The 21474-nt window shown below is 60.1% G+C and carries 16 protein-coding genes and 2 pseudogenes; 10 read left to right on the top strand and 8 right to left on the bottom strand.

Features of this window, described 5'->3' with window-relative positions; translation table 11 throughout:
• Positions 1–137: 137 nt before the first annotated feature.
• Positions 138–443, top strand: coding sequence for a hypothetical protein (locus tag GKZ67_RS10410; RefSeq protein WP_173242223.1), 306 nt, complete (start codon positions 138–140; stop codon positions 441–443).
• A 29-nt stretch (positions 444–472) separates the two neighbouring features.
• Here the strand turns inward: GKZ67_RS10410 and hscA are convergent, their stop codons facing one another.
• On the bottom strand, positions 473–2347 hold the full coding sequence (hscA, locus tag GKZ67_RS10405; protein ID WP_173242222.1) for a Fe-S protein assembly chaperone HscA: 1875 nt from the start codon (positions 2345–2347) through the stop codon (positions 473–475).
• Between the two features lie 303 nt (positions 2348–2650).
• Between hscA and GKZ67_RS10400 the strand changes: the two genes are divergently transcribed.
• From GKZ67_RS10400 to GKZ67_RS10370, 7 genes are all read left to right on the top strand, one after another.
• Complete coding sequence (locus GKZ67_RS10400; protein WP_173242221.1) at positions 2651–4930, top strand: DUF4331 family protein; 2280 nt, start codon at positions 2651–2653, stop codon at positions 4928–4930.
• 147 nt (positions 4931–5077) lie between these two features.
• Complete coding sequence (locus tag GKZ67_RS10395) at positions 5078–6409, top strand: tetratricopeptide repeat protein (RefSeq protein ID WP_173242220.1); 1332 nt, start codon at positions 5078–5080, stop codon at positions 6407–6409.
• Between the two features lie 79 nt (positions 6410–6488).
• Positions 6489–7142, top strand: a complete 654-nt coding sequence (locus GKZ67_RS10390; protein ID WP_254244746.1) for a HupE/UreJ family protein — start codon at positions 6489–6491, stop codon at positions 7140–7142.
• Positions 7143–7192: 50 nt separating this feature from the next.
• Positions 7193–7588 (top strand): hypothetical protein, encoded by a 396-nt coding sequence (locus GKZ67_RS10385; RefSeq protein WP_173242219.1) that lies wholly within the window; start codon positions 7193–7195, stop codon positions 7586–7588.
• Positions 7589–7732: 144 nt separating this feature from the next.
• Positions 7733–10066: a TonB-dependent receptor gene (locus tag GKZ67_RS10380; protein ID WP_173242218.1), complete on the top strand. Its 2334-nt coding sequence runs from the start codon at positions 7733–7735 to the stop codon at positions 10064–10066.
• A 196-nt stretch (positions 10067–10262) separates the two neighbouring features.
• Positions 10263–11060 (top strand): murein L,D-transpeptidase catalytic domain family protein, encoded by a 798-nt coding sequence (locus GKZ67_RS10375; protein ID WP_173242217.1) that lies wholly within the window; start codon positions 10263–10265, stop codon positions 11058–11060.
• 127 nt (positions 11061–11187) lie between these two features.
• Positions 11188–12036 (top strand): murein L,D-transpeptidase catalytic domain family protein, encoded by an 849-nt coding sequence (locus GKZ67_RS10370; RefSeq protein WP_173242216.1) that lies wholly within the window; start codon positions 11188–11190, stop codon positions 12034–12036.
• Positions 12037–12125: 89 nt separating this feature from the next.
• Here GKZ67_RS10370 and GKZ67_RS25130 read toward each other — a convergent pair whose 3' ends face one another.
• Both GKZ67_RS25130 and GKZ67_RS10360 read right to left on the bottom strand, forming a co-directional pair.
• A complete protein-coding gene (locus GKZ67_RS25130; protein WP_410505068.1) occupies positions 12126–12842 on the bottom strand; it encodes a FlgD immunoglobulin-like domain containing protein in 717 nt (238 codons plus the stop codon).
• 69 nt (positions 12843–12911) lie between these two features.
• Positions 12912–14896: pseudogene (locus GKZ67_RS10360) on the bottom strand (TIM-barrel domain-containing protein); the annotation flags it as partial.
• A 633-nt stretch (positions 14897–15529) separates the two neighbouring features.
• Between GKZ67_RS10360 and GKZ67_RS10355 the strand changes: the two are divergent.
• Entirely contained in the window at positions 15530–16627 is a 1098-nt protein-coding gene (locus GKZ67_RS10355; RefSeq protein ID WP_173242213.1) for an NYN domain-containing protein, read from the top strand.
• A 96-nt stretch (positions 16628–16723) separates the two neighbouring features.
• On the opposite strand, the gene GKZ67_RS10350 is transcribed toward GKZ67_RS10355, so the two are convergent.
• Positions 16724–16891: a hypothetical protein gene (locus GKZ67_RS10350; protein ID WP_173242212.1), complete on the bottom strand. Its 168-nt coding sequence runs from the start codon at positions 16889–16891 to the stop codon at positions 16724–16726.
• A gap of 116 nt (positions 16892–17007) precedes the next feature.
• Positions 17008–17607: a hypothetical protein gene (locus GKZ67_RS10345; protein WP_173242211.1), complete on the bottom strand. Its 600-nt coding sequence runs from the start codon at positions 17605–17607 to the stop codon at positions 17008–17010.
• A 166-nt stretch (positions 17608–17773) separates the two neighbouring features.
• On the opposite strand from GKZ67_RS10345, the pseudogene thiL reads away from it, so the two are divergent.
• Positions 17774–18800: pseudogene (gene thiL, locus GKZ67_RS10340) on the top strand (thiamine-phosphate kinase).
• A 136-nt stretch (positions 18801–18936) separates the two neighbouring features.
• Here thiL and GKZ67_RS10335 read toward each other — a convergent pair.
• From GKZ67_RS10335 to rlmD, 3 genes are read right to left on the bottom strand one after another with little or no spacing between them, the layout of a single operon-like run.
• The gene (locus GKZ67_RS10335; RefSeq protein ID WP_173242210.1) at positions 18937–19311 is read right to left on the bottom strand and encodes a hypothetical protein; all 375 of its coding nucleotides are present in this window, start codon (positions 19309–19311) and stop codon (positions 18937–18939) included.
• A gap of 14 nt (positions 19312–19325) precedes the next feature.
• A complete protein-coding gene (locus GKZ67_RS10330) occupies positions 19326–19799 on the bottom strand; it encodes a hypothetical protein (RefSeq protein ID WP_173242209.1) in 474 nt (157 codons plus the stop codon).
• A 14-nt stretch (positions 19800–19813) separates the two neighbouring features.
• Entirely contained in the window at positions 19814–21241 is a 1428-nt protein-coding gene (rlmD, locus tag GKZ67_RS10325; protein WP_173242208.1) for a 23S rRNA (uracil(1939)-C(5))-methyltransferase RlmD, read from the bottom strand.
• Positions 21242–21474 lie beyond the last annotated feature (233 nt).

Raw genomic sequence — 21474 nt, 5'->3', positions numbered from 1 at the left:
TTTACTGGTGCGTAGCGCACCGGGTAGTTTTTCTACTTCAGCTGTTCAGGAAGTAGAGTAGTTTCTCTACTTCCTGAACACTTTCACAGTAAGCCAAGGCCATGAAAAAGTCTTTTATACTATTCTTCTTTGCTTATTTGAGCTTGGCCGCCGGCTTGTCGGCGGTTGCCCAGACGCCCGTAAAGAGCACGACAACCAGCCGTGCAGGAAGTAGTCACTTCAACACTTCACTGCTAAAGACCGTGCCGCCGGGGGCCGTGCCAGCGAGCGCCACCACCCCCACCGGCACGGAGGGTGTGCTGTACCCGGCCGGGGTGCCCACCCGCGATGTGGACGCGGGTACCCGGCGGGCCGACCAGCCCATCGGCGACAACGCTGATTTAACCGGCTCGCAGCCAACGCATCGCCTCAATAAAGGGCGGACCCCTACGACGCGTCCGTAAGGGTGTCCGCAACAGCAGCAAGCCGCTGCTTACCCAATCTGCTTGCCGCTCATAGCCTGCTTAATGGAGATGTTCATCACGCGCTCGGCAAACGGGCGGGTGAACTCGTCGAGCTCATCCATGCGCCTGAGAATCAGGTCGCGGTCGTTGCCGGCCAGGGCCTGGCGCAGCAGGTCGGTGTGAGCGGTAGTGGTCGTTATTTCGACGGCTTCGAGGTGCTCGGCATTCTTCTTCAAAAAGCGCTCAACCTGGTAAAGCAACTGCTCGGCGGCGGTGCGCGCCTCAATGAGCAGGCGGGCGGCTACGTCCTGCTTGGCATTGGTGAGCGAGTCCATCAGCATTTGCTCCACCTGCTCGTCGGTAAGTCCATACTGGGGCTTGATATCGACCTGCTGGCGGGTGCCGGAGCGTAGCTCCACGGCTTCAACCCGCAGAATACCGTCGGCATTCAGGAAAAAGTTGACGTCGATTTTGGGCAGGCCGGCGGGCATGGCCGGGATGCCACTCAGCACAAACTCGCCGAGCTTGCGGTTTTCGCTAACCAGGTCGCGCTCACCCTGATATACTCCGATTTTGAGGTTCACCTGACCATCGATGCTGGTGGTGTACTGCCGGCCGGCCTTGGTCGGTATCTTGGAATTGCGCGGAATAATGGCGTCCATTAGTCCGCCCAGGGTTTCGATGCCCAGCGTGAGGGGCGTCACGTCGAGCAGCAGCACGTCGCGGCGATTACCGGCCAGAATATCAGCCTGAATAGCCGCGCCCAGCGCCACTACTTCGTCGGGGTTGAGCGAATTATTGGCCGGCTGGCCGAAGAATTTTGCGACCTCCTGCTGCACCAGCGGCACACGGGTGGAGCCACCCACGAGCAGCACGGCGTCGATGCTGGCGGGCGTCAGCTTGGCGTCGCCCAGGGCCTGGCGGCAGGCGGCCAGCGTGCGTTCCACCAGCGGGGCAATGAGCGCGTTGAACTCCGCTTTGGTCAGGGTCACCACGTACACGTGCTCGTCGCCGTCGAGGAGCTGGGTCGTGAAGTCGTCGTGCTGGCTGAGGTAGCGCTTGGCCATTTCGGCCGCCAGGCGCAGCTGCTGCTGCAGGGCCGGCACCTGCCCGAAAGTATTAGGTAAGTTGAATATTGACTGCCAATGTTCCCCTATGGCGCGGTCCATATCGTCGCCGCCCAGCCAGGTGTCGCCGTGGGTGCTCATTACCTCAAAAATGCCCTGGTGCAGGCGCAAAATGCTGATATCGAAGGTACCCCCGCCGAGGTCGTACACGGCCACGGTCTTTTCATCGCTGGGGTCGAGGCCGATGCCGTAGGCCAGGGCGGCAGCCGTGGGCTCGTTGACAATGCGCAGCACTTCGAGGCCCGCCAGGCGGCCGGCGTCGCGGGTGGCTTGGCGCTGCGAGTCGTTGAAGTAAGCCGGCACCGTAATAACGGCGCGGCGCACCGGCGTTTTGAGGGCGTGCTCGGCGCGGTGGCGCAGTTCGCGCAGGATGTCGGCCGATAGCTCGATGGGCGAGTAAAAGCGCTCACCCACCCGAATCTTGACCAGGCCCTCGCTGTCGTCGTCAATCACCTTGTAGCCGAGCTGGCCGGCGTGCTGGCCCAGGTCGCGGTAGCTTTTGCCCAGCAGGCGCTTTACCGAATAAATGGTGTTGGCGGGGTCGGAGAGGAGGAAGTCCTTGGCTTCGTTGCCCACGAGCGGGCTGCTACCATCGGGCGGAAAGTGCACGACCGATGGCACAATGGCGCCCCGGCCCAGGTCGTTGATGGCCGCCGGCTGGCGGGTTTCGGGGTGCACATAGGCCACGAGGCTGTTGGTGGTGCCCAGGTCGATACCCACGATGAGCTCTTCCTGCTGAATAGCGCCCGTGGCGAGGTTGATGGCGACTTTAGCCATTTGGAGGTAGGGTAAGAGCGAGGCTGCCGCGAGGCAGCTGAAAAATAACAAACAAAAATGCCGGCAACATGGCCCGGCAAAAGTAGCCTCAAGGGCTCCGAATGGCCGGTACGGAGAAAAACCCAAGAAAAACAATATACAAAATTCGGGCATTCGCAAAATTGCCTAAAACCGGAATTCAAAAGGAAGCGTAGCTACTTTCGCTACTGTGCATAACGGTAATAAAATCAGGGTGTAAGCCCGCAGAAATTTATTTCATAAATAGTTCATTTTCTTTTTACCCTTTTCCCATTTTTTCTTTCCATGAAGAAAAACCTTACCCGTCCCGTCGTCCAAGTAGCGTTAGCTGCTGCTGCCGTCGGAGGCCTGCTAACCTGGAGCGGGCATACCAACCACCTGGAGGCTTCCTCGCACCGGGAGGCGCCGCTCATCGCCGACGACCCGCTCGCCGACAACACCGACCTCTACGTATTCCGCTCGCCGGATGCCCCGGCCAACGACGCTAACGCCACGGTCACGATTGTAGCCAACTACATTCCGTTTGAGCTGCCCCAGGGCGGCCCTAACTTCAATACCTTTGGCGAGAATATCAACTATGATATTCACGTTAAGAACAATCCGGCCACTACCGGCGACGACATTACCTTTCGCTTCACATTTACGAGAGCCAACGAAGACCCTAGTACTTTTTTTCGGGTACGGTTAGGTAAGGAAAACCTGAAGACTACCTATACGCTACAGCAGAGCATAGCGGGTGGGGCGTTTACGACAATTTATTCAGATGGTGTTGTACCTGCTCCTAATATCGGGCCGACTTCCATTACCAATCCCGCTGGTTTAGGCAAGTCCAGCTATCAGGCTTATGCTGAGAGCACCATTCGGAGTGTACCTGCTGCTAACGGCGGAAACTTTAAGATATTCTGTGGGCCGACCGATGATGCGTTCTTTACTGACTTAGGAGCCATCTTTGACTTAGGTGGTGTACGTGCTGCTGGTAGTGCCCGCGATGGCTTGGCCCGCAAAAACGTTCATTCCATCGTGATGCAGATTCCGGTATCGACGCTCGCGAAGGCAGGTACCCCTGCGCTGTCAGCTACAACCGATATTCTGTCAGGCGCTCAAATGGGCACTGCTGCTGCTTCGCCGGTATCTCCTTATACCATTGGCGTGTGGGCTTCGGCCAGCCGCTTGTCTATCCGGACCATCAACGCCGACGGCACGCGCTCGCAGACGGGTACCTATGTGCAGGTGTCGCGCCTGGGTATGCCACTTACCAACGAGGTTATTCAGCCCGTTGGGATGAAGGACAGCTGGAACAATGCCTCGCCATATGGCGTGGGCAATGCCGCCGCAACTTCAGCCCAGGGAATGTTTGAGGCTAACCTCAAAAATCCGGAGCTCGGCTTATACATGGCTGATAACACGCCAAAGAACGGGGCTGCTCCCAAGCCTACTCCAAATGGAAATCCGCAAACCTATTACGGCGAAGCCGTTCCCGGCTTTGCTCCGCTGCGTATCCAAACCAAGTCGTTGGCTGGCGTGCTGCCGGCGCCGCTCAACGGTGGCTTCGACTTCCGCAATGGCGCTGCCGGCCTGAGCCCGCTCTATGGCAATGCGCTTACAAATGGTACGGCCCTGGCTCCAAGCGCCTCGGGTGGCTTCGGCGAGTATCTGCTCAATAACGGTGCTACTGGCTCGCCGCGCTCCGTCGATTTGCTCCCCATCTTCCACACTGGGGTACCTAATCTTCCTCCCTATCAGCTGGCTACCGGCAAAACAGTGCTTTCGGGCACTACTGTTAACCCCCTCTCGGCTGGTAAGCCCTTCATCAACAACTTCCTGCCGACTTTTGGCGACATGCTGCGTATAAACATGGCCGTGCCGCCTACTCCGCGCGTCGTGAATGGTCAGCCTAACCCGGACTTTAGCTCCGAAGGTCTACTGGCCGCTGCCAAGCTTGGTCTGACAGACGCCCGCTTTACTGCTTCGGGTAATGCCGCGCAGGCTATCCCGAACATGGACGGCTTCCCCAATGGCCGCCGCCTGGAAGATGATGTAACGCGCATCGAATTGCAGGCCGTAAGCGGCGTAGTACTGGCTGCCGTAGGCCTCTGGTACGACGACTATGCGGGTGGCACTGCCGCCAGTCCCGTGACGCCGCAGCTGGGCAACGTGCTGACTTTTAGCACCAACGTCGAGAAAAACGACACAACCTTCCGGGTTGCTTTCCCTTACGTGCAGACACCCTGGAGCGGTACTAACGCGCAGCGCGTAGCGCTGGCTCAGCTGGCCCCAAGCCAGAACCTGGGCTTCGCCCCAACCCTGACAATGGCTAGCGCCTACCCCAACCCCTCGACCGGCGTTACCAACCTGCACTTGGAGCTGGCAGTAGCTACTAACCTGTCGGTGGAAATTCGGGACGTAACGGGCCGTCATATTGCCACTATCCCTGCCCACAACTACCCGGCTGGGGTAAGCGATATCAAATGGCAACCCGCTGCTTCCGTAGTGCCGGGCCAGTATATTGCCTCGCTCTACGCCGGCAAAACACTGATGCAGTCGCTGCACATTGCCCGCCTGTAAGCCGCCGCTGGTGAGGCCTGCTCCGTAAGGCCTCGCTACAGGTGGAAAAGAGCCGCCGGTTAGCTTACAGAGCTGGCGGCGGCTCTTTTAGGTAGCTGCTCGCTACCAAAGCGTTTGTTTAGTATATCCTTGCTAGTTGCCTTTTCCATGCAAAAAAAACTATATACTGGCCTGTTGCTGGCTTTTGGCTTGGCCATAGCCGCTATTCTGTTCTTTAAAAAGCAGGGCCCGCCCGCCCTGCCCGAACCCAAAGACCGCATCGGCCGCCTGGCGCTTGGCGGCGAGTGGGTCAATACCAAAGCGTCGATGCAGGGCTTGCTGGCCAAGCTGCGCACCGACCCCAACGACCAGAAAAGCCGCCTGCTGCTGGCCGAGGCCTACATGCAGGAAGGCCGCATCACCGGCAACCACCCGTATTACGACGCGGCGGCCATGCAGCTGTTGCAGGAAGTACTGAAGGCCAACCCGGAGAACTTTGAGGCGCTGTGCTGTCAGGCCTCGCTGAGCCTTACCCAGCACCACTTCTCGCAGGGCTTGGCGCTGGCCCAGCAAGCTCAGGAGCTGAACCCGCAGAGCGGCTATGTGTATGGCCTGCTGACTGATGCCAACGTGGAGCTGGGCCATTACGACGAAGCCATCAAGATGGCCGATAAGATGAACCAGGTGCGCCCCGACCTCACGGCTTATGCCCGCGTCAGCTACCTGCGCGAGATTCATGGCGACATCCCCGGTGCTATCGAGGCCATGGACCTGGCCGTGAAAGCTGGTTATGCTGGCCTCGAGCAAACCGAGTGGAGCCGCGTAGCGCTGGGCCATTTGTATGAAGTAAGCGGCCAGCTCGATAAAGCCCAGGGCTACTACCAGATGGCGCTGGTGCTGCGTCCCAACTACGCTTACGCGCTGGCCGGGCTGGCCAGGGTAGCTGCGGCGCACCAGGATTATGCTACCGCTATCAAAGACCTGAACCTGGCCCGCGCCACCGTGAAGGACTATGCCTTTACCGATGAGCTGGTGGATGTGTACCGGCTCAACCACCAACCCGACGAGGCCGATAAGATGGCCCGCGAATCGGTAGAAATGCTGGCTGATGCTGCTAAGCAAGCCAATAACGACGAGCAGCTCGGCCACTACACCGACCGGGAGCTGGCCTACGCCTACCTCAAAACCAATGAGCTGGACAAAGCGCTGGAGCACGCCAAAATCGAGTATGCCCGCCGCCCCGACAATATCGACGTGAACGAGACCCTGGCCTGGGTGCACTACAAGCGTGGCGAGTTTAAGGAGGCTCAGAAATACATGCAGGTAGCCCGCCGTACCAACTCGCAAAACCCGGTGCTGCTTTGCCGCGCCGGCCTCATCCTCAGTAAAAACGGCCAGCCCGCCGAAGGCCGGGCGCTCATCGAGAAAGCAGTTAAGACCGCGCCCTACCTCAACCCTGAAGTGACAGCCGAAGGCGAAACCCTGTTGGCCGCTCGCTAGTCGCGTTAATATAGTGAAAATACTATGTAATACAGCTTCTTGGTACTGCTTACCCGCGTCGCTGGCCGGCAATCGGCGCGTGCGGGTTGGCTTGGCGGTGCTCGCCTTGGCCTGGCTGCTCACGCTGCCCGCCGCCGCGCACGTTATCGACGCTGACCTCAGCAAGCTTTCCCGGACTGCCGTTTTCTGGACCTACATCCAGCTCGGCTTTACCCATATTATTCCGCTGGGGTTCGACCATATTCTGTTCATTATCAGCCTCTACATTCTGGAGCCGCGCCTCCGGCCCGTGCTGATGCAGGCCACTGCCTTCACGGTGGCGCACTCCATTACGCTGGGGCTGGCTATGTATGGCATCATTAAGCCGCCGGGCAGCGTGGTAGAGCCCATTATTGCGCTTTCCATCCTCTTCGTAGCCATTGAGAATATTATTACTACCAAGCTCAGTCCGTGGCGGCTGGCCATCGTATTCGGCTTTGGGCTGATTCACGGCATGGGCTTCGCCAGCGCCCTCACGGGCCTCGGGCTACCGCGCAAGGACTATTTTGGCTCGCTTATCTCCTTTAACGTGGGCGTCGAGCTGGGCCAGGTCAGCATTATTTTGCTGTGCTGGCTGCTGGTGGGGCGCTGGGCCTACGGCCGGCCCTGGTACCGGGCGCGGGTAGTAGTGCCGGTTTCAATCATCATCGGCCTGGTTGCCGCCTACTGGACGGTTGACCGCTTACTGACGTAGGTAGTTGCCGCAGTGCCAGTTGATTAACTTCGGACTGTTTTACTTTTTTCATGCTTCGCCCGCTTCTTACCTGGCTCTTGCTGCTCAACTACCTGCTGGTAGTAGGCGCGGGCCTGCTCGTGAGCCGGCCCCCGGAGCCACTGTTCACGGCCGCTCATCCGTACGTGCACAGTAAAGAATGCCAGCAGGCCAACTACCTGCGCCTCGACTGCTTTGAGCAGTGCAACGGCGACCAGCACGCAGTGCAGCGCCGGCTGCCCACCGGCACCGGCCTGCATTACCTGGCCCAGCTAAAGGGGCTCGATGTGCACTGCGTGGCCGCCAGCCCCGTGGTTGGGGCCATTTCGCTGCGCTGGCCGGTGGCCCCCTGGCGCTTGGCACTAAGCCGGTTGCTGCTTCCTGCCGGCTTTGGCGGGCACGACTACCCCCCGCCCCAATACGGCTGAAACTGCCCAGCCTCCAGCCACCGCCCGGTGGCCGGAGTTTCCTCCGTATGCCGCCAGGCGGACGCGGCGGGTCGTTTCATGTTTTTATACTGATGCTGGAAATGCGCCCCGCTGCGGGCGCGCCGGCGTCGCTGACGCAGGGGTATGCACTTTATTTACTTTCGGGGGTTACGTATCTCGCGGCGGCGCTGGCAGCCGCTGGGGCTGCTGATAGCGGCTCTTTTTCTTTCTTTGGGGGCGCTGGCCCAGCGTCCGGCCGCCCTGCGCGGCACCGTAGCCGACTCGCTGTCGGGCCAGCCGCTGCCGGGCGTGAGTGTGGGGTTGATGGGTCAGCCGGGCGGCACGGCTACCGATGCGCTGGGTCAGTTTCGCCTGACTGGGCTGGCACCCGGCACGTATAAGCTGCGGCTTGGCGCCCTAGGGTATCGCCTTGCCACCCAGTCAGTCACGCTAGTCGCCGGCGAAGTAAAGGGCTTGGCTGTGGCGCTGGCCCCGGCCGCCCTTAGCCTGACAGAAGTAACGGTGAGCCAGCCGCGCGACCTTAACCAGAACCTGGCCGCCATCACTCACATTGACCAGACGCTGCGGCCCATCAACTCGGCCCAGGACCTGCTGCGGCTGGTGCCGGGGCTTTTTATTGCCCAGCACGCGGGCGGCGGCAAGGCCGAGCAGATTTTTTTGCGCGGCTTCGATGCCGACCACGGCACCGACTTTGCCGTGAGCGTGGATGGCCTGCCGGTGAACATGGTGAGCCAGGCCCACGGCCAGGGCTACGCCGACTTTCACTTCGTAATTCCCGAAACGGTGGAGCAGCTCAAAGTATATAAAGGGCCCTATACTGCCCGCTTCGGCGACCTGGCCACGGCCGGCGCGGGTGAGTTTCTCACCAAAACCAGCCTCGACCACAACCAGGTGAAGGTAGAAGCCGGGCAGTACAGCACGTACCGGGCATTGGTCATGCTCGATTTGCTGGGAACCCACCACTTGTTGACCAAAAAATCGGAGAGTGCCTACGTGGCCAGCGAGTATTATTTCAGTGCCTCGCCGTTTGTGAACAATCAGTGCTTTAAGCGCTTCAATGGCATGGGCAAGTACACCGGCCAGCTTACCGATAAAACGTCGCTCACGCTGTTTGGCTCATACTTTACGTCCAGCTGGAATGCCAGCGGGGAGATACCCAGCCGGGCGGTGGCCGATGGCCAGATTACGCGCTTCGGCAGCATCGACCCCAGCGAGGGCGGCGCTACCAACCGGGCCAACGCCTATGCTACACTGACCACGGCCTTGCCCCACGACGCGGTGCTGCGCCAGCAGGTGTACTACACGCGCTACAATTTCAGCCTGTTTTCCGATTTTACCTTTTTTAAGGTTGACCCGGTAAATGGCGACGAGATAAGCCAGACCGATACCGGCCGCAACCTCTACGGCTACACAGGTACGTACGAGCGCGACAACCGCCTGGGGGTGCGCAACCTGCACACTACGTTTGGCGTGGGCACCCGCCTCGATGACTCGAACTTGGCCCTGCGCCATGCCACCAAACGGGCTATTCGGGATACCGTGGACATAGGCCGCCTGCACGAGCAAAACCTGAACGCCTACCTCGACGAGACGCTCGAACTGACCGACCGCCTGAGCGTGAACGCCGCCGTGCGGGCCGACCTGTTTGTGTTCGACTTTCGGGGGCAGATTGCCGACTCTGCCAAGGTATTTGGGCCGTTGCGGGGCCGTGTAAACGCGGCTCGCGTGTCGCCCAAGCTCAACTTTTACTACCAGCTTACTCCGGCTGTGCAGCTATTTGCGCGCTCGGGCCTGGGCTTTCACTCCAACGATGCGCGGGCAGTTGTGCGCGGCACCAACCCCGTGCAGGCGCTGCCCCGCGCTACCGGGGCCGAAATGGGCAGCACTTTCAAGCCAGTGCCGGAATTGGTGGTGAATGCGGCCTTCTGGTACCTGCGCCTGCAGGATGAGCTGGTGTATAATGGCGATGAGGGCACCACCACGAGCGTGGGCCCGACCCAGCGCTTCGGCTTCGACCTGTCGGCCCGCTACCAGCTGAGCAGCCGGCTGTTTCTCGATTTTGATGGTAACTACAGCCACGCCCGCCTGCTTGATGCCCCGGAGGGCGAGAATTTTGTGCCGCTGGGACCTGTTTTTACCAGCATTGCCGGCATTACCTACAAGCAGCCCAACGGCCTGAGCGGCAGCCTGCGCTACCGCTACCTGGGTGGCCGCCCGGCCACCGAAGACAACTCGGTGCGGGCCTTGCCCTACTTTGTGGTCGATGCCGTGCTGGCGTACACGCAGCCGCGCTACCAGCTGGGCCTCACGATACAAAACCTGCTGAACGTGGACTGGAACGAGGCCCAGTACGCCACCGAAACCCAGCTGCGCGGCGAGGCTGCCCCGGTTACCGAACGAACGTTTACGCCGGGCACCCCCTTTAATCTGCGGGCCAATGCCAGCATTTTTTTCTAGTTTCTGTCCGCCAGCTTACGACGCCCGCGCCTGCCAGGGTAGCAGGCGTTGTGCCGGTTTTGGGGAGCTGTAGCTATTGGATGGCGAAAGGCATCATCCATCTGGACCATTGCCGGTAGCATCCGGCCTCGCTGCCCTAAATTTGGCAATGGCTTGTCGGGTACTGTCACTGCGTTTTTGGTTTGGGGGAATACTGGTGCTGGGCGGTCTCGGGTTGGCCGCCTGCGATTCCGGCGCGGCTTCCCAGCTGCCGACGCATACCAGCGCGGCCGGCTCGCACGCCGCGGCTTTTGTGGCTAAGCCGCCCCTGCTCGATTCGCTTCAACTCACGCCCGTGCCGCCCGTGGCCGGCGTGCCCGATACCTTGCGCCAGGCCATCGCGCGGCTGCACCAGGCGCTGGTCCCGGCCGCGGCCGACCTGCGGCCCGCCGTGCTGGAGCAGGCCTGCGTGGGCTACCTCACGCTGCACCCCACCGGCCGCATCGAGCGGGCCGGGGTGCTGGCCGTAGCCGATATGGACCTGCCCAACACCACCGAGCGGCTGTGGGTAATCGACCTGCAAGCCGCTAAAGTGCTGCACCGCAGCCTGGTAGCCCACGGTGAAGGCTCGGGCCACCTGCGCGCCCGGCGCTTCTCCAACCTCGAAAGCTCGGCCTGTACCTCGCTGGGTTTTTATCGCACGGCGGGCACCTACGATGGTATTCACGGCTACTCGCGCCGGCTCGAAGGACTAGATAAGGGCGAGAATACCAACGTGTTTGACCGCTACATTGTGCTGCACGCCGCCGACTATGCCAGCCCCGACTACGTGCGGCAGCACGGCCATCTGGGCTACAGCCGGGGCTGCCCGGCCCTGCCGCCTGGCCAGTACAAGGCCATTATCAGCACCGTGCGGGCGGGCAGTATGCTGCTGGTGAGCGGGCCGGGGCTGGCCTCGCGCTGGCTCGACGGGCCGGCCGCCGGGCGGCGCTTTGCCCGGCGCGGCTGGCGCTGAGGGCGGAATTATTTTAACTGCCCCGCCGTTTTAAGTACCCAGGGCAAGGAGAGTTTCGTATAGTAGCTTTGAATCAGCTTGTTCGTCTCGGCGGACGCTTTCTACCTACGCTTCACGATAAATAGTTATGAAAAAGCATCATTCCAGTGTAGTGCAGCGGCAGCGGGATGGTCGCCGCCGTTCGCAGCGCCTGGTGCGCCGCGTGCTGCCTTTTGTGGCTTCGTTGTTTCTGGCTACGCCGCTGGCCGGCCCCTTGCTGAAATCGTCGGCGCACGCGCCGGCTAAGGTAGCTGCTGCTCCTAAAGCGGTAGCGGCCAATCCGCTGGCCCGCTTCGATGCTACCCTGCGGGAGACCTACGCCCGCCTGGGGGCCGAGCAGCAGGGCCTGCGCTTCGAGGTGTTTCAGAAAGCTATGACCGGCTACCTCAACCTGCGTCAAACCGGCAAGCTCAACGAGCATCAGCAGCACCTGACGGTAGTCGATTTCGACTTGCCCTCGACTGAAAAGCGCCTGTGGGTGCTCGACCTGGCCAGCGATAAGATTCTGTTTCATACGCTCGTAGCGCACGGCCATAACTCGGGCGAAAACGGTGCCAGTCAGTTTTCGAACACCGACCAAAGCAACATGAGCAGCCTGGGCTTTTACGTAACGGGCCAGGAGTACGAAGGCAAGCACGGCCACTCGCTGCGCTTGCAGGGCCTCGACGAAGGCTTTAATACCAACGCGGCGGCTCGCTCCATCGTCATGCACGGCGCTGATTACGTGAGCGAAGACTTCATTAAGCAGAATGGCCGCCTGGGCCGTAGCCTCGGCTGCCCCGCCCTGCCGCTCGACCAGTACGCCCAGATTATTGACCAGGTAAAAGGCGGCAGCTGCTTGTTTCTAAGCAAGTCGAATGCCGGCTACACGTCGAAATACCTTAATCAGGATATCGCGCTGGCCGCTTTAGCCGCCAGGCCGGCTACCAACTCATAGTATATTTTATATATAAAAAGTCCCCTTTTGCCACTGGCGGAAGGGGACTTTTTTGCTTGCAAATGGCGCATCGGAATGCCCTCAGCGCGCTAATAGTAGTTCGGCAGCCGCACCAGCCGCTGGTGCTGGCCAGCCAGCTCCACCTCGTAGAGGCCGGATGCTGCCGGCCGGCCGGCAGCATCGCGGCCATCCCAGCTCAGGGCATGGGTGCCGGCCGACGTTTCGGTCGGCAGCTCGCGCACCAGTTGGCCCCGTGCATTGCGAATGCGCAGGGGCGCGGGCGAATCAGCCGGCACGTAGCGCTCATAGTGCAGGCCGACCGACCCGGTAAAGGTGCGATTGTCGGGTGCGGTAAGGGTTAGGGTTTCCGGGTCGGTCTGGGCAGCGGGGGCGGTGAGCAGCCGCAGGCCGACCAGGGTAACGACAGCCTGCTTTTCAAGGGGGAATTCCAGGCTGATTTCGTGCCGGCTCCCATCAAGCTGCCAGGCAGATGCCGTCAGCGGCTGGCCACCCAGAAGCACCGCCGAGGGAGCAGCCGCTACGCGCGCCACTCGTAGCCGCACCAGTCGCCGGACTGGCGCGCCGGGGTAAGTGCCCGCTACCGTGGCAGTTATAATAGCCTGATTTGCCGTTAGCCTGCCCGTGAGCCGCAGAGTGGCAAACTCACGCCGGGCCAGCGCCTGAGCCGAGTGCCCATCATCCTCATAGCTGGTAAAGACGGGGGCCGGAACCTGCCAGTCGGGGAAGTAGCGCACCACCAGCGTATCGGGGCGAAACTGCGCCGTGCTGGGCCGGTAAGCCGTCATAGGTACAAAGGCCCCGGCGCGAACCAGTAAGGGAAGGCGGCTCAGCGGCGCGGGCAGGCCTACCGTTTGGCCGTCCGGCAGCGTCTGGCCGGTTTCAAAATCTATCCAGCCGCCGGGCGTGGCGGGTAGCTGCACATTGCGCCGCCGCTGGCCGGGCTGGTTTACGGGTGCCACCAGCAGGTTGGGGCCAAGCAGGTACTGGTCGCCGGGCGGCACGGCATCCTGGGCAGCAAGAGCTTTTCGGTGAGTGTCCCAGTCATTCTCAATCAATGCTTTAGTTGCCTCAGCCACAGCCTTAGTTGCTGGGCTTTGGTGGTCAGGAATACTTTCCCAGTTATTACGAGTGCCACTAGCACCTCCCCAGTCACCACCACTATCCGAATTGGCTCCAGCAGCAATACCAACAGAAAGGGATTGCATAACATCACTTTTATTATCATAATAGTCCATCGCCCGCGTCAGCGGCGCGCCAGTCAGCGTGTTTTCGGCCGCCAGTGTGTAGAGGTAGGGCAACAGCTCCATCCGCAAATGCGCGTAGTGGCGCACAATGCTCTTGTAGGGTTCGGGATAAGTGTAAGGCTCGGGGGCCACTACCTGGTCGGAGTGCGGGCGCATGATGGGGCAGAGCGCCGCCAGCTGGAGCCAGCGCGTGTACAACTCGGGGTCCTGGATGGCATTGGCCCGAAGCCACCCGCATCGGAGTGCATATAGCCGACGCCCGCCTGGCCCATGCCCAGCATGATGGGCACCTGCGCCTGCAAGCCGCTCCAGGTGCGGCTGATGTCGCCGCTCCACGGAAACACCGAGTTGCGCTGCATGCCCGCCCAACCCGAGCGCGCCAGGTTGAAAAGCCGCTCGTTGGGGTATTCCTTGGCATAATTATCCTGAAAAATGCCGGCCCAGGTAATGCCGTAGGCATTATGTACTTGCGGCGTGGTGCCCAAGCGGTGCTGCATGGCCAGCGGGTGGTTTTCAGGCTCGCCGAGGTCGCTCCACCAGCCGGCCGCGCCCTGGTCGTGCAGCCGCTTATACTGCGCCCACAGCCAGGTGCGGGCTGCGGGCCTGAATACATCAAGTATGCTCGCCGGCCCGGCCCAGAACGAGCCGACGGTAAACGGCCGCCCGGCCGCCGTGGTACCCACCAGGCCTCGCGTGCGCACGAGGCTGTCGTTCAGGGAGGTGCGCATGACGTAAGGCTCGGAAATCAGAATGGTGTTTACGCCCTGTGCCTTCAGGTCGCGCATCATGCCCGCCGGGTCGGGGAAATTGGCCGCGTCCCAGCGGAAATCACCCTGCCGGGTAGTGCCGCCAAACCAGTACAAATCCAGCACCAGCGCATCGAGCGGAAAGTCCTCGCGGTGCATGCGGTCGGCCACGGCCAGCATCTCGGCCTGGCTGCGGTAGCCAAAGCGGCTCTGAATGAGGCCCAGCGCCCAGCGCGGCGGCAGCGGCTGCCGCCCGGTAAGGGCCGTGTAGCGGTCCAGTATTTCCGCTTGATTTTGGCCCGTTACCACGAAGTAGCTCAGGCTGTTCAGGCCCTGCACGCCGTATTCCAGGGCGTCGGCCCGCTTTTTCCCTAGGTCGAGGTACCCGGCCGCGTAGTGGTCGAACAGCAGCAGGTAGCCCCGGCTGCTTAGTACCACGGGTAGCGTTACGTTCAGGTTCTGCTCGCCGTTCTGGTAGCCGTAGTGCGCCTGGTTATAGAGCTCCAGCCGGTAGCCGCGCCTATCCAGCGGCAGCGCGCGGGCGCCGGTGCCATACAGCCGCTCTCCGGGTGCCAGTTGGAAGCGTACGCCCGTGCCAGCTACCTCCCCAGCGCCGTAGCCTGGACTCTGCGAGTTCGGGCTTGGGTTGGTAGGAGAGGCGAGGGGCTGGCGGCGGAAAGGTGGTGCGGCTTCGCTGAAGAGCGATGCAGTGTTGGGACCGTCGCCATACAGGGAAATAGCCAGCGTTTTTTTATTAATACTTACCGACTGGCAATTGATAGTAAACGTCAGCTTGTCGGGATACACTTCCACTCCTGAGCAAATGTCAGGACCATATTTTTTTATCATCTCCACTGGGGGCGGGCCATCGCAGCCATGCTGACAATACGACTCGTACCTGACCGGCTGCGGCGGCTGCACCACGCTCACCGATGAGTCAGCCACGGGCGCCCGACCTGGCGCGAAATAACTGATTTTAACCACTCCCGGCGCCCATGTTTGAATGCGACGCAGGCTGCCGTCAGTAGCTCGAACTTCCAGCATCAAGCGTACCGATTCGCCCTCTTTGAGCTCGTGATAAACCTTGTGCGACAGATACCGCCCTCCCGGTACCTCGCGCATTGCCACCGCAGGGTGGCCAAACGGGTCCTGGGTGGGCGGCCGGTCATCCGCGCGCTGGGCGTGGGCGGGCGCGGCGAGCAGCACGGCGGCGAGCAGCCAACCGGCTTGGTGAAATATCTTGGAAATCATATTTACTAGGTGCGGGCCCCAAAGTTCAGCACGTAGCCGGGCTATTCGAGTAGGGTGGATGGCAAGTAGGTGGGGCCACCCTGGTAATCAGGACAAAAGGTAAACCGGACATGCTGATTTTTAGGTTGGCCATAGCTGGCAGTCCTTCTTAACCGCGACCTTTGCCCCACACTCTTTCTTTGTCGCTCACTGGGTTATTCAGCTGTGCGACTGCCTTCTTATCTACCTATAATGCCTACCTCCTCCATTTTTCCGGCCGTAGCCGCTGCGGCCGCGGCTTCGCCGTATGCGGCGGTTTTTATTGACTTTGAGAACGTTTACTACTTTCTCAAAAATCACTACCTCGACCCGCAGGACCCCCACGATTACGCCCTCGACCTGGTGCGGGCCCTGCGCGACACGCTCAAGCGTGAGCTGGGGCTCGACTCGCTGGTGCTCTACGCGTACGCCGATTTCGACCGTTTGCCCAGCGGCCCGCAGGGGCCGCTGTACCTTATGGGCGTCGATACGCGCAACGTGCTGGGCACCGACCATAAGAACGCGGCCGATATGCAGCTCTGCATCGATGCCCTCGAAGTGCTGTATACCCGGCCCGACATTGGCACCTTCGTGCTGGTGGCCGGCGACCGCGACTACATTCCGGTGCTGCAGCACCTGCGCCGCCAAGCGCGGCAGGTGAAAGTGGTAGGCTTCCGCGAAAGCGTATCGGGCGACCTGCTGCTGATGCTGGGCCAGGAACATTTTCTGGATGCCCGCGAGTTGCTGCCCGCCGGCCGCCTGCAAGCGCTGGAAGACCACCGGGCCGCCCGCCAGCAGCAGGCCGAAGAAACCCGCCGCCTGCGTGAGCAGGGCACCGTAGGCGTGCAATCGGCGGCGGCCCGGCAGGCCGCCCGGGATGCGGCCAATACGGCGGTTGAGGCTTCGGCCGGGCAGGCTGTGTCGCCGCCGCCCGTGCGCCTTACCACCGCCGCCCGCCCGCTCAACATGATGGAGCAGCTGCTGCAAGAGCCCGCGCCCGCGTTTATGCCCATTCGCCGCGTCACGCGGCCCGACGAGCGTCGCTGCCTGGAGTTTCTACTGGAGCAGGTTCAGAAATTTGGTAATCAGCAGGCTACGCCCGAAATATGGGTCAGCCCCTTCCTGCGCCGCCTCACCGACGTGCTCCCCGAACTGCCCGACTGGGAGCGTCGCCAGCTGCTCACCCAGCTCCGCGAGGCCGGGGCGGTGCGCATTGAAAAGCGCGAGGGCGAGCCGCACCCGTTCTCGGTTATCATCGTCAATTACCAGCACCCCGACGTGTGGGAATTAAACCCAGGTGAGAAAGAGTAGTTAATATAGTGAATTAACTATGTTAAAAAGAGGGTCTTGCCGGTAGGGAACTGTGTTTCCTACCGGCAAGACCCTCTTTTTAGTAGTAAACCGCGCTTAATTGGCCCCGCCGCTGGTGGGCGGAGCGGGGGTGGTTTTGCCGGTGCAGCAGCCGTGAGGCTTGGGGTCGCACTTTTTATCGTGGTCGTCGAAGCAAGAGGTGAGGGCGAAGCTCGTGAGCAGGGCCAGCAGCGGAAGTTTCAGGTGCGTAAAAAAACGGGGCATAAAACTTGGGTTGGGGTGAAAAAAAGAAAAGCTATTCGGAAGAGCCGGCCGCTGCGGGCCGGGTTGCAAAGCTCCGAAAAGATACTGCTTTTTTATCAACATCCAAGAGAGTCAGGTTATTGACCCAGCTCGAAAAGCGGTAGCGGCTTCAGGTCGGCGTATTTGCCGCCCAGCTTATTGAGCTCGTCGTGGTGTACCAGCAGGTAGTTGTTGTAGGCCTTGGCAGCGGCATCATAATGGGCGCGGTAGCTCACTACATTATTGTCGGCCAGCTGAATAGCCTCCACGTAGTCGCGCACGCGGGCCGAAGGCGCATTGCCTTCCGGCGCTGCGATAGGATATACCAGCTTCAGGATAGAGTCCTGCACGGCATCGTAGCGGTCGATGCGCGGCGAGGAAGCCATGGTCTGGCGGTCGTAGCGCTGCGGCTTGAGGCTAGCGGCCGCCTGGCGCAGGCTGGCCAGCTCGGCCTGGTTGGCGCCGGGGGCTTTGCTGAGGTCTTGCAGCAGCTCGCGCAGGTCGGTCAGCTTTTTGTCGTCGCTGGCCATCATGCGGTGCCAGTTCACGTCGGCCGAGTCGCGCAGAATGTCGAACTGTGCCCGCACGGCGGCGGGCGAGGCCGGACTGGCGGCCGTAGTAGTGTTTTTGGTGGCGTCGGGCTTGCACATCGGCAACACGGCCAGCACCAGCAGGCTGGCGAAAAGAACAGCTTTCATGAAAAGAAAAGAAAATTCAGCGGTAAATCTATTCCGCAAGCTCTCAAAATTAAGCTATTTAACGCCAGCCTGCTGTCCGGCGTACTTTTGCGCTTCTGAATTTTTGTAAAGGCCGGCCGCTACTGCCGGCGACAGCTCCTTTTCCCGATACGCTACTTTATTTCTCATGGCTGATTTAACGCCCCTTTCCCAGCTCGGCGAGTTTGGCCTCATCCGCCGCTTGCAGCGCGCTATTATTCATACCCAGGCGTCTACCATTCTTGGTATCGGCGACGATGCAGCTATTCTGGCCCGCCGGCCGGGCAGGAGGTAGTCGTAACCACCGACTTACTGGTCGAAGGTGTGCATTTCGACCTCTCATTTTCGCCTCTCAAGCACCTAGGCTACAAGGCAGTAGCTGTTAATGTTTCCGACGTGGCCGCCATGCTGGCTACGCCCACCCAGCTCGTAGTGGGCCTGAGCCTGCCCAGCCGCTTCACCGTGGAGGCCGTGGAGGAGCTGTACGCCGGCATGCGCCTGGCCTGCGAGGCTTACGGGGTCGATTTGGTGGGCGGCGACACTACCAGCAGCCGAGGCGGACTGGTTATCAGTATCACCGCCTTGGGGCAGGTAGCGGCCGGGCAGGCCGTGCGTCGCTCGGGGGCAAGCCCACCGATATTCTGTGCGTATCGGGCGACCTCGGCGGCGCTTACCTGGGCCTGCAAGTGCTGGAGCGCGAGAAGCAAGCTTTCCTGGCCGACCCCGAGACGCAGCCCGAGCTGGAAAATTACGAATATATAGTAAATAGACAATTAAAACCCGAGGCGCGGCTCGACATCGTGCACGAGCTGCGCGAGCTGGGTGTGCACCCCACCGCCATGCTCGACATTTCGGACGGCCTGGCCTCCGAGGTGCTGCACTTGTGCGCAGCCAGCGGCACCGGGGCGCGGGTGTTCAGCGAGTACTTACCCCTGGCCAACCCTACGCTCGAAGCCGCCGCCGAATTCAACCTCGACCCCATTATGTGCGCGCTCAACGGGGGCGAAGATTATGAGCTGCTGTTTACCATCCCGGTTGCCGACCACGCCAAGATTAAAAACCACCCCGACATTACCGTCATTGGTCACCTTACCGAGAAAAACGACGCGGTGAATCTGATTACTAAATCGGGCCAGGCCGTGCCGTTGCAAGCGCAGGGCTGGGAGCATTTTTAACCGCAGATTTAACGGATTAAACGGATTGCGCAGATACGCCCGCTAAAGCGGGCTGACTGTACTGATTGCCAACTGAACGCATCAAGTAGCCAGCCCGCTTTAGCGGGCGTATCTGCGCAATCCGTTTAATCTGCGGTCAGTCTTCCGGGTAGGGAATGTACACGAAATTCGTGAACTCCTCATCGACCACGAAGAGGCAGCAAAACTCATCCGGGTTTTTCCAGGTGCCAATAAAATCTTCGATTTTCTCGGGGTCCACGATGCCTTGCTGGGCCAGTATTTCGAGGTAGCTGGCGAAGACGTGCCACTGCAAGTCCTGCTCGTCGGCATTGATGAGCAGGCTGCCGAGCTGCACCGCCTGCCGGGCAAAGATGAATACCGGATACTGCGAAATCTCGCGCTTGCGGATTTGGTAGGAGGCTTCCTTTATGGTGTCGGAAGCAGTGGCAAAATCCTTGGTAATCGTGCCCAGGTATTTGCCGTTTAGCTCGGGGTCGTTGAAGTAGTCCATATGCTAATATGCAGCTAGTTATAATTTATAGTTTCCATGGCGATAAAGTATGCTTTATGATTTTTTATTCTAAAAAGATAGGCCTCAGTGTTAGTGAACACTCTGCCGGTTTTCGGATACACCTCACAAAACAAAAAATTATCTAGTGTATTTTTTGAAAACACTACTTCATGATTACATTGACTATAAGACTTATTAAATGCAGTAAAAAACTTTTCATCAGCAGATGCCCGTTCTACTGAATCAAGGTAGGATATGCTGTATTTCTTATCAAAAGAAATTAACTCTTTTTGAAAAGTAATAAATCTTCCATTCGTCTTAAATGAGGAGATACACAAGTCAGCCGGGGTGTGTTTACGGATATAAGCGAGTGCGCTTTTTTCTTCCAGAGAAATAGGAAATGCCTCTTTTTCGACTGTCTCGGATTTGGGAATAAATGATAGCAGGCAGAAGGTGTAGTTGATAATGCCTATCGTTATCATAGTCATAGGATTGAGGTTTGTTATTTCAACTCCAGCAGCACCACATTCTCCACGTGGTGGGTGTGCGGAAACATATCCACCGGCTGCACGCGGGTCACTTTATACACCTCGTCCAGCAGCTCCAGGTCCCGCGCCTGGGTGGCGGGGTTGCAGCTGATGTACACGACGCGGGGCGTGCGCAGCTCCACGAGGCGCTTTACCACGTCTTCGTGCATGCCGGCGCGGGGCGGGTCGGTGATGATGACGTCGGGGTGGCCGTGGTGGCTGGTGAAGGCCTCGGTGAGCATGTCCTTCATGTCGCCGGCGAAAAACTCGGTGTTGGTCACGCCGTTGATGGCAGAGTTGACGCGGGCGTCGAGCACGGCCTGCTCCACGTACTCGACGCCGACCACGCGCCGGGCCTGGCGGGCCACGAAATTGGCAATGGTGCCGGCGCCGGTGTAGAGGTCGTACACGATGTCGGTGGGCTTGATTTCGGCGAAGTCGCGGGCCACTTTGTAGAGGTTGTAGGCGCCGGCCGAGTTGGTCTGGTAAAACGACTTGGGGCCGATGCGGAAGCGCAGGCCTTCCATGTCTTCCTCGATGTACGGCTTGCCTTTATAGCACACCACGTCGAGGTCGTGGAAGGTCTCGTTGCCCTTGTTGTTGAGCACGTAGTTGAGCGAGGTTATCTGCGGAAACCTGGCGTATATCGCGTCGAGCAGGGGCAGCAGCGCCTCATCATCGTGGTAGCACTGCAAAATCACCATCGTTTCGCCGGTACTCTCGGCGGTGCGGATAATGAGGTTGCGCAGCAGGCCGGTCTGCTTCACCATGTCGCCGAAGGGCAGGCGGTGCTGGCGGGCGTAGTCGCGCACAAACAGCCGGATTTCGTTGCTCGGCTCGGCCTGGAGCCAGCAGTGCTCCACGTCCAGAATCTTGTCGAAGCGGCCGGGCGTGTGAAAGCCCAGCACGCGGCGGTCGTAGTGCGCGTTCTCATCCTTAATCTGGGTTTCGGTGAGCCAGCCGTTGCCGCTGAAGGTGTATTCGAGCTTGTTGCGGTAGTAGAGACGCTCGGGCGAGGGCAGTATCCGGCGCACCTCGGGCAGCGCCACCTTGCCGATGCGGGTGAGCTGGTCTTCGACCTGCTGCTGCTTGTATTGCAGCTGGGCATCGTAGCTGAGGTGCTGCCACTTGCAGCCGCCGCAGGTGCCGAAATGCTGGCAAAAGGGCGTAGCGCGCAGCTCGGAATATTGATGAAAATGAACCGGCGCGGCTTCCATAAACCGCTTGTGGGCTTTGGTAATACGCAGGTCTACCACGTCGCCGGGGGCCACCTGGCCCACGAATATTACCAGGTTTTCGATGCGCACCAGGCATTTGCCTTCGGCTACCATGTCCTGGATTTTGACGTTGCGGAGGGCTTCGGGCGGGATGGAGTTGGCGAGCTTGGTGGCTTTGCTGGGCATGGCTTTTAGTCGGACAGAGCACAAAGGTCGGGCCCCGGCCGGGTTGTCTGAACCGCCGTTTCAGCGCATTTTTCAGATTACTCAGATTTGGAGGGCGATTCGCTCTGCCTTTTCTGGGTCGATAAGCAAAAAAGCCGCTCAGTGGAGCGGCTTTTTTATAAGTGTTCATCCGTAAAGTTTCGGTTACAAAATCAGAAGTAATCCGAAAAATCTACTGAATCCGCAGTTCAGAC

This window comes from Hymenobacter sp. BRD67 (genome assembly GCF_013256425.1).
GTDB lineage: Bacteria > Bacteroidota > Bacteroidia > Cytophagales > Hymenobacteraceae > Hymenobacter.
This window is presented reverse-complemented; position numbering and strand designations above follow the sequence as displayed.

Excerpts from the sequence above, each read along its gene's own strand:
- hscA (WP_173242222.1), bottom strand. The coding sequence starts at position 2,347 with ATGGCTAAAGTCGCCATCAACCTCGCCACGGGCGCTATTCAGCAGGAA.
- GKZ67_RS10400 (WP_173242221.1), top strand. The coding sequence starts at position 2,651 with ATGAAGAAAAACCTTACCCGTCCCGTCGTCCAAGTAGCGTTAGCTGCT.
- GKZ67_RS10395 (WP_173242220.1), top strand. The coding sequence starts at position 5,078 with ATGCAAAAAAAACTATATACTGGCCTGTTGCTGGCTTTTGGCTTGGCC.
- GKZ67_RS10385 (WP_173242219.1), top strand. The coding sequence starts at position 7,193 with ATGCTTCGCCCGCTTCTTACCTGGCTCTTGCTGCTCAACTACCTGCTG.
- GKZ67_RS10380 (WP_173242218.1), top strand. The coding sequence starts at position 7,733 with ATGCACTTTATTTACTTTCGGGGGTTACGTATCTCGCGGCGGCGCTGG.
- GKZ67_RS10370 (WP_173242216.1), top strand. The coding sequence starts at position 11,188 with ATGAAAAAGCATCATTCCAGTGTAGTGCAGCGGCAGCGGGATGGTCGC.
- GKZ67_RS25130 (WP_410505068.1), bottom strand. The coding sequence starts at position 12,842 with ATGACGGCTTACCGGCCCAGCACGGCGCAGTTTCGCCCCGATACGCTG.
- GKZ67_RS10355 (WP_173242213.1), top strand. The coding sequence starts at position 15,530 with ATGCCTACCTCCTCCATTTTTCCGGCCGTAGCCGCTGCGGCCGCGGCT.
- GKZ67_RS10350 (WP_173242212.1), bottom strand. The coding sequence starts at position 16,891 with ATGCCCCGTTTTTTTACGCACCTGAAACTTCCGCTGCTGGCCCTGCTC.
- GKZ67_RS10345 (WP_173242211.1), bottom strand. The coding sequence starts at position 17,607 with ATGAAAGCTGTTCTTTTCGCCAGCCTGCTGGTGCTGGCCGTGTTGCCG.
- GKZ67_RS10335 (WP_173242210.1), bottom strand. The coding sequence starts at position 19,311 with ATGGACTACTTCAACGACCCCGAGCTAAACGGCAAATACCTGGGCACG.
- GKZ67_RS10330 (WP_173242209.1), bottom strand. The coding sequence starts at position 19,799 with ATGACTATGATAACGATAGGCATTATCAACTACACCTTCTGCCTGCTA.
- rlmD (WP_173242208.1), bottom strand. The coding sequence starts at position 21,241 with ATGCCCAGCAAAGCCACCAAGCTCGCCAACTCCATCCCGCCCGAAGCC.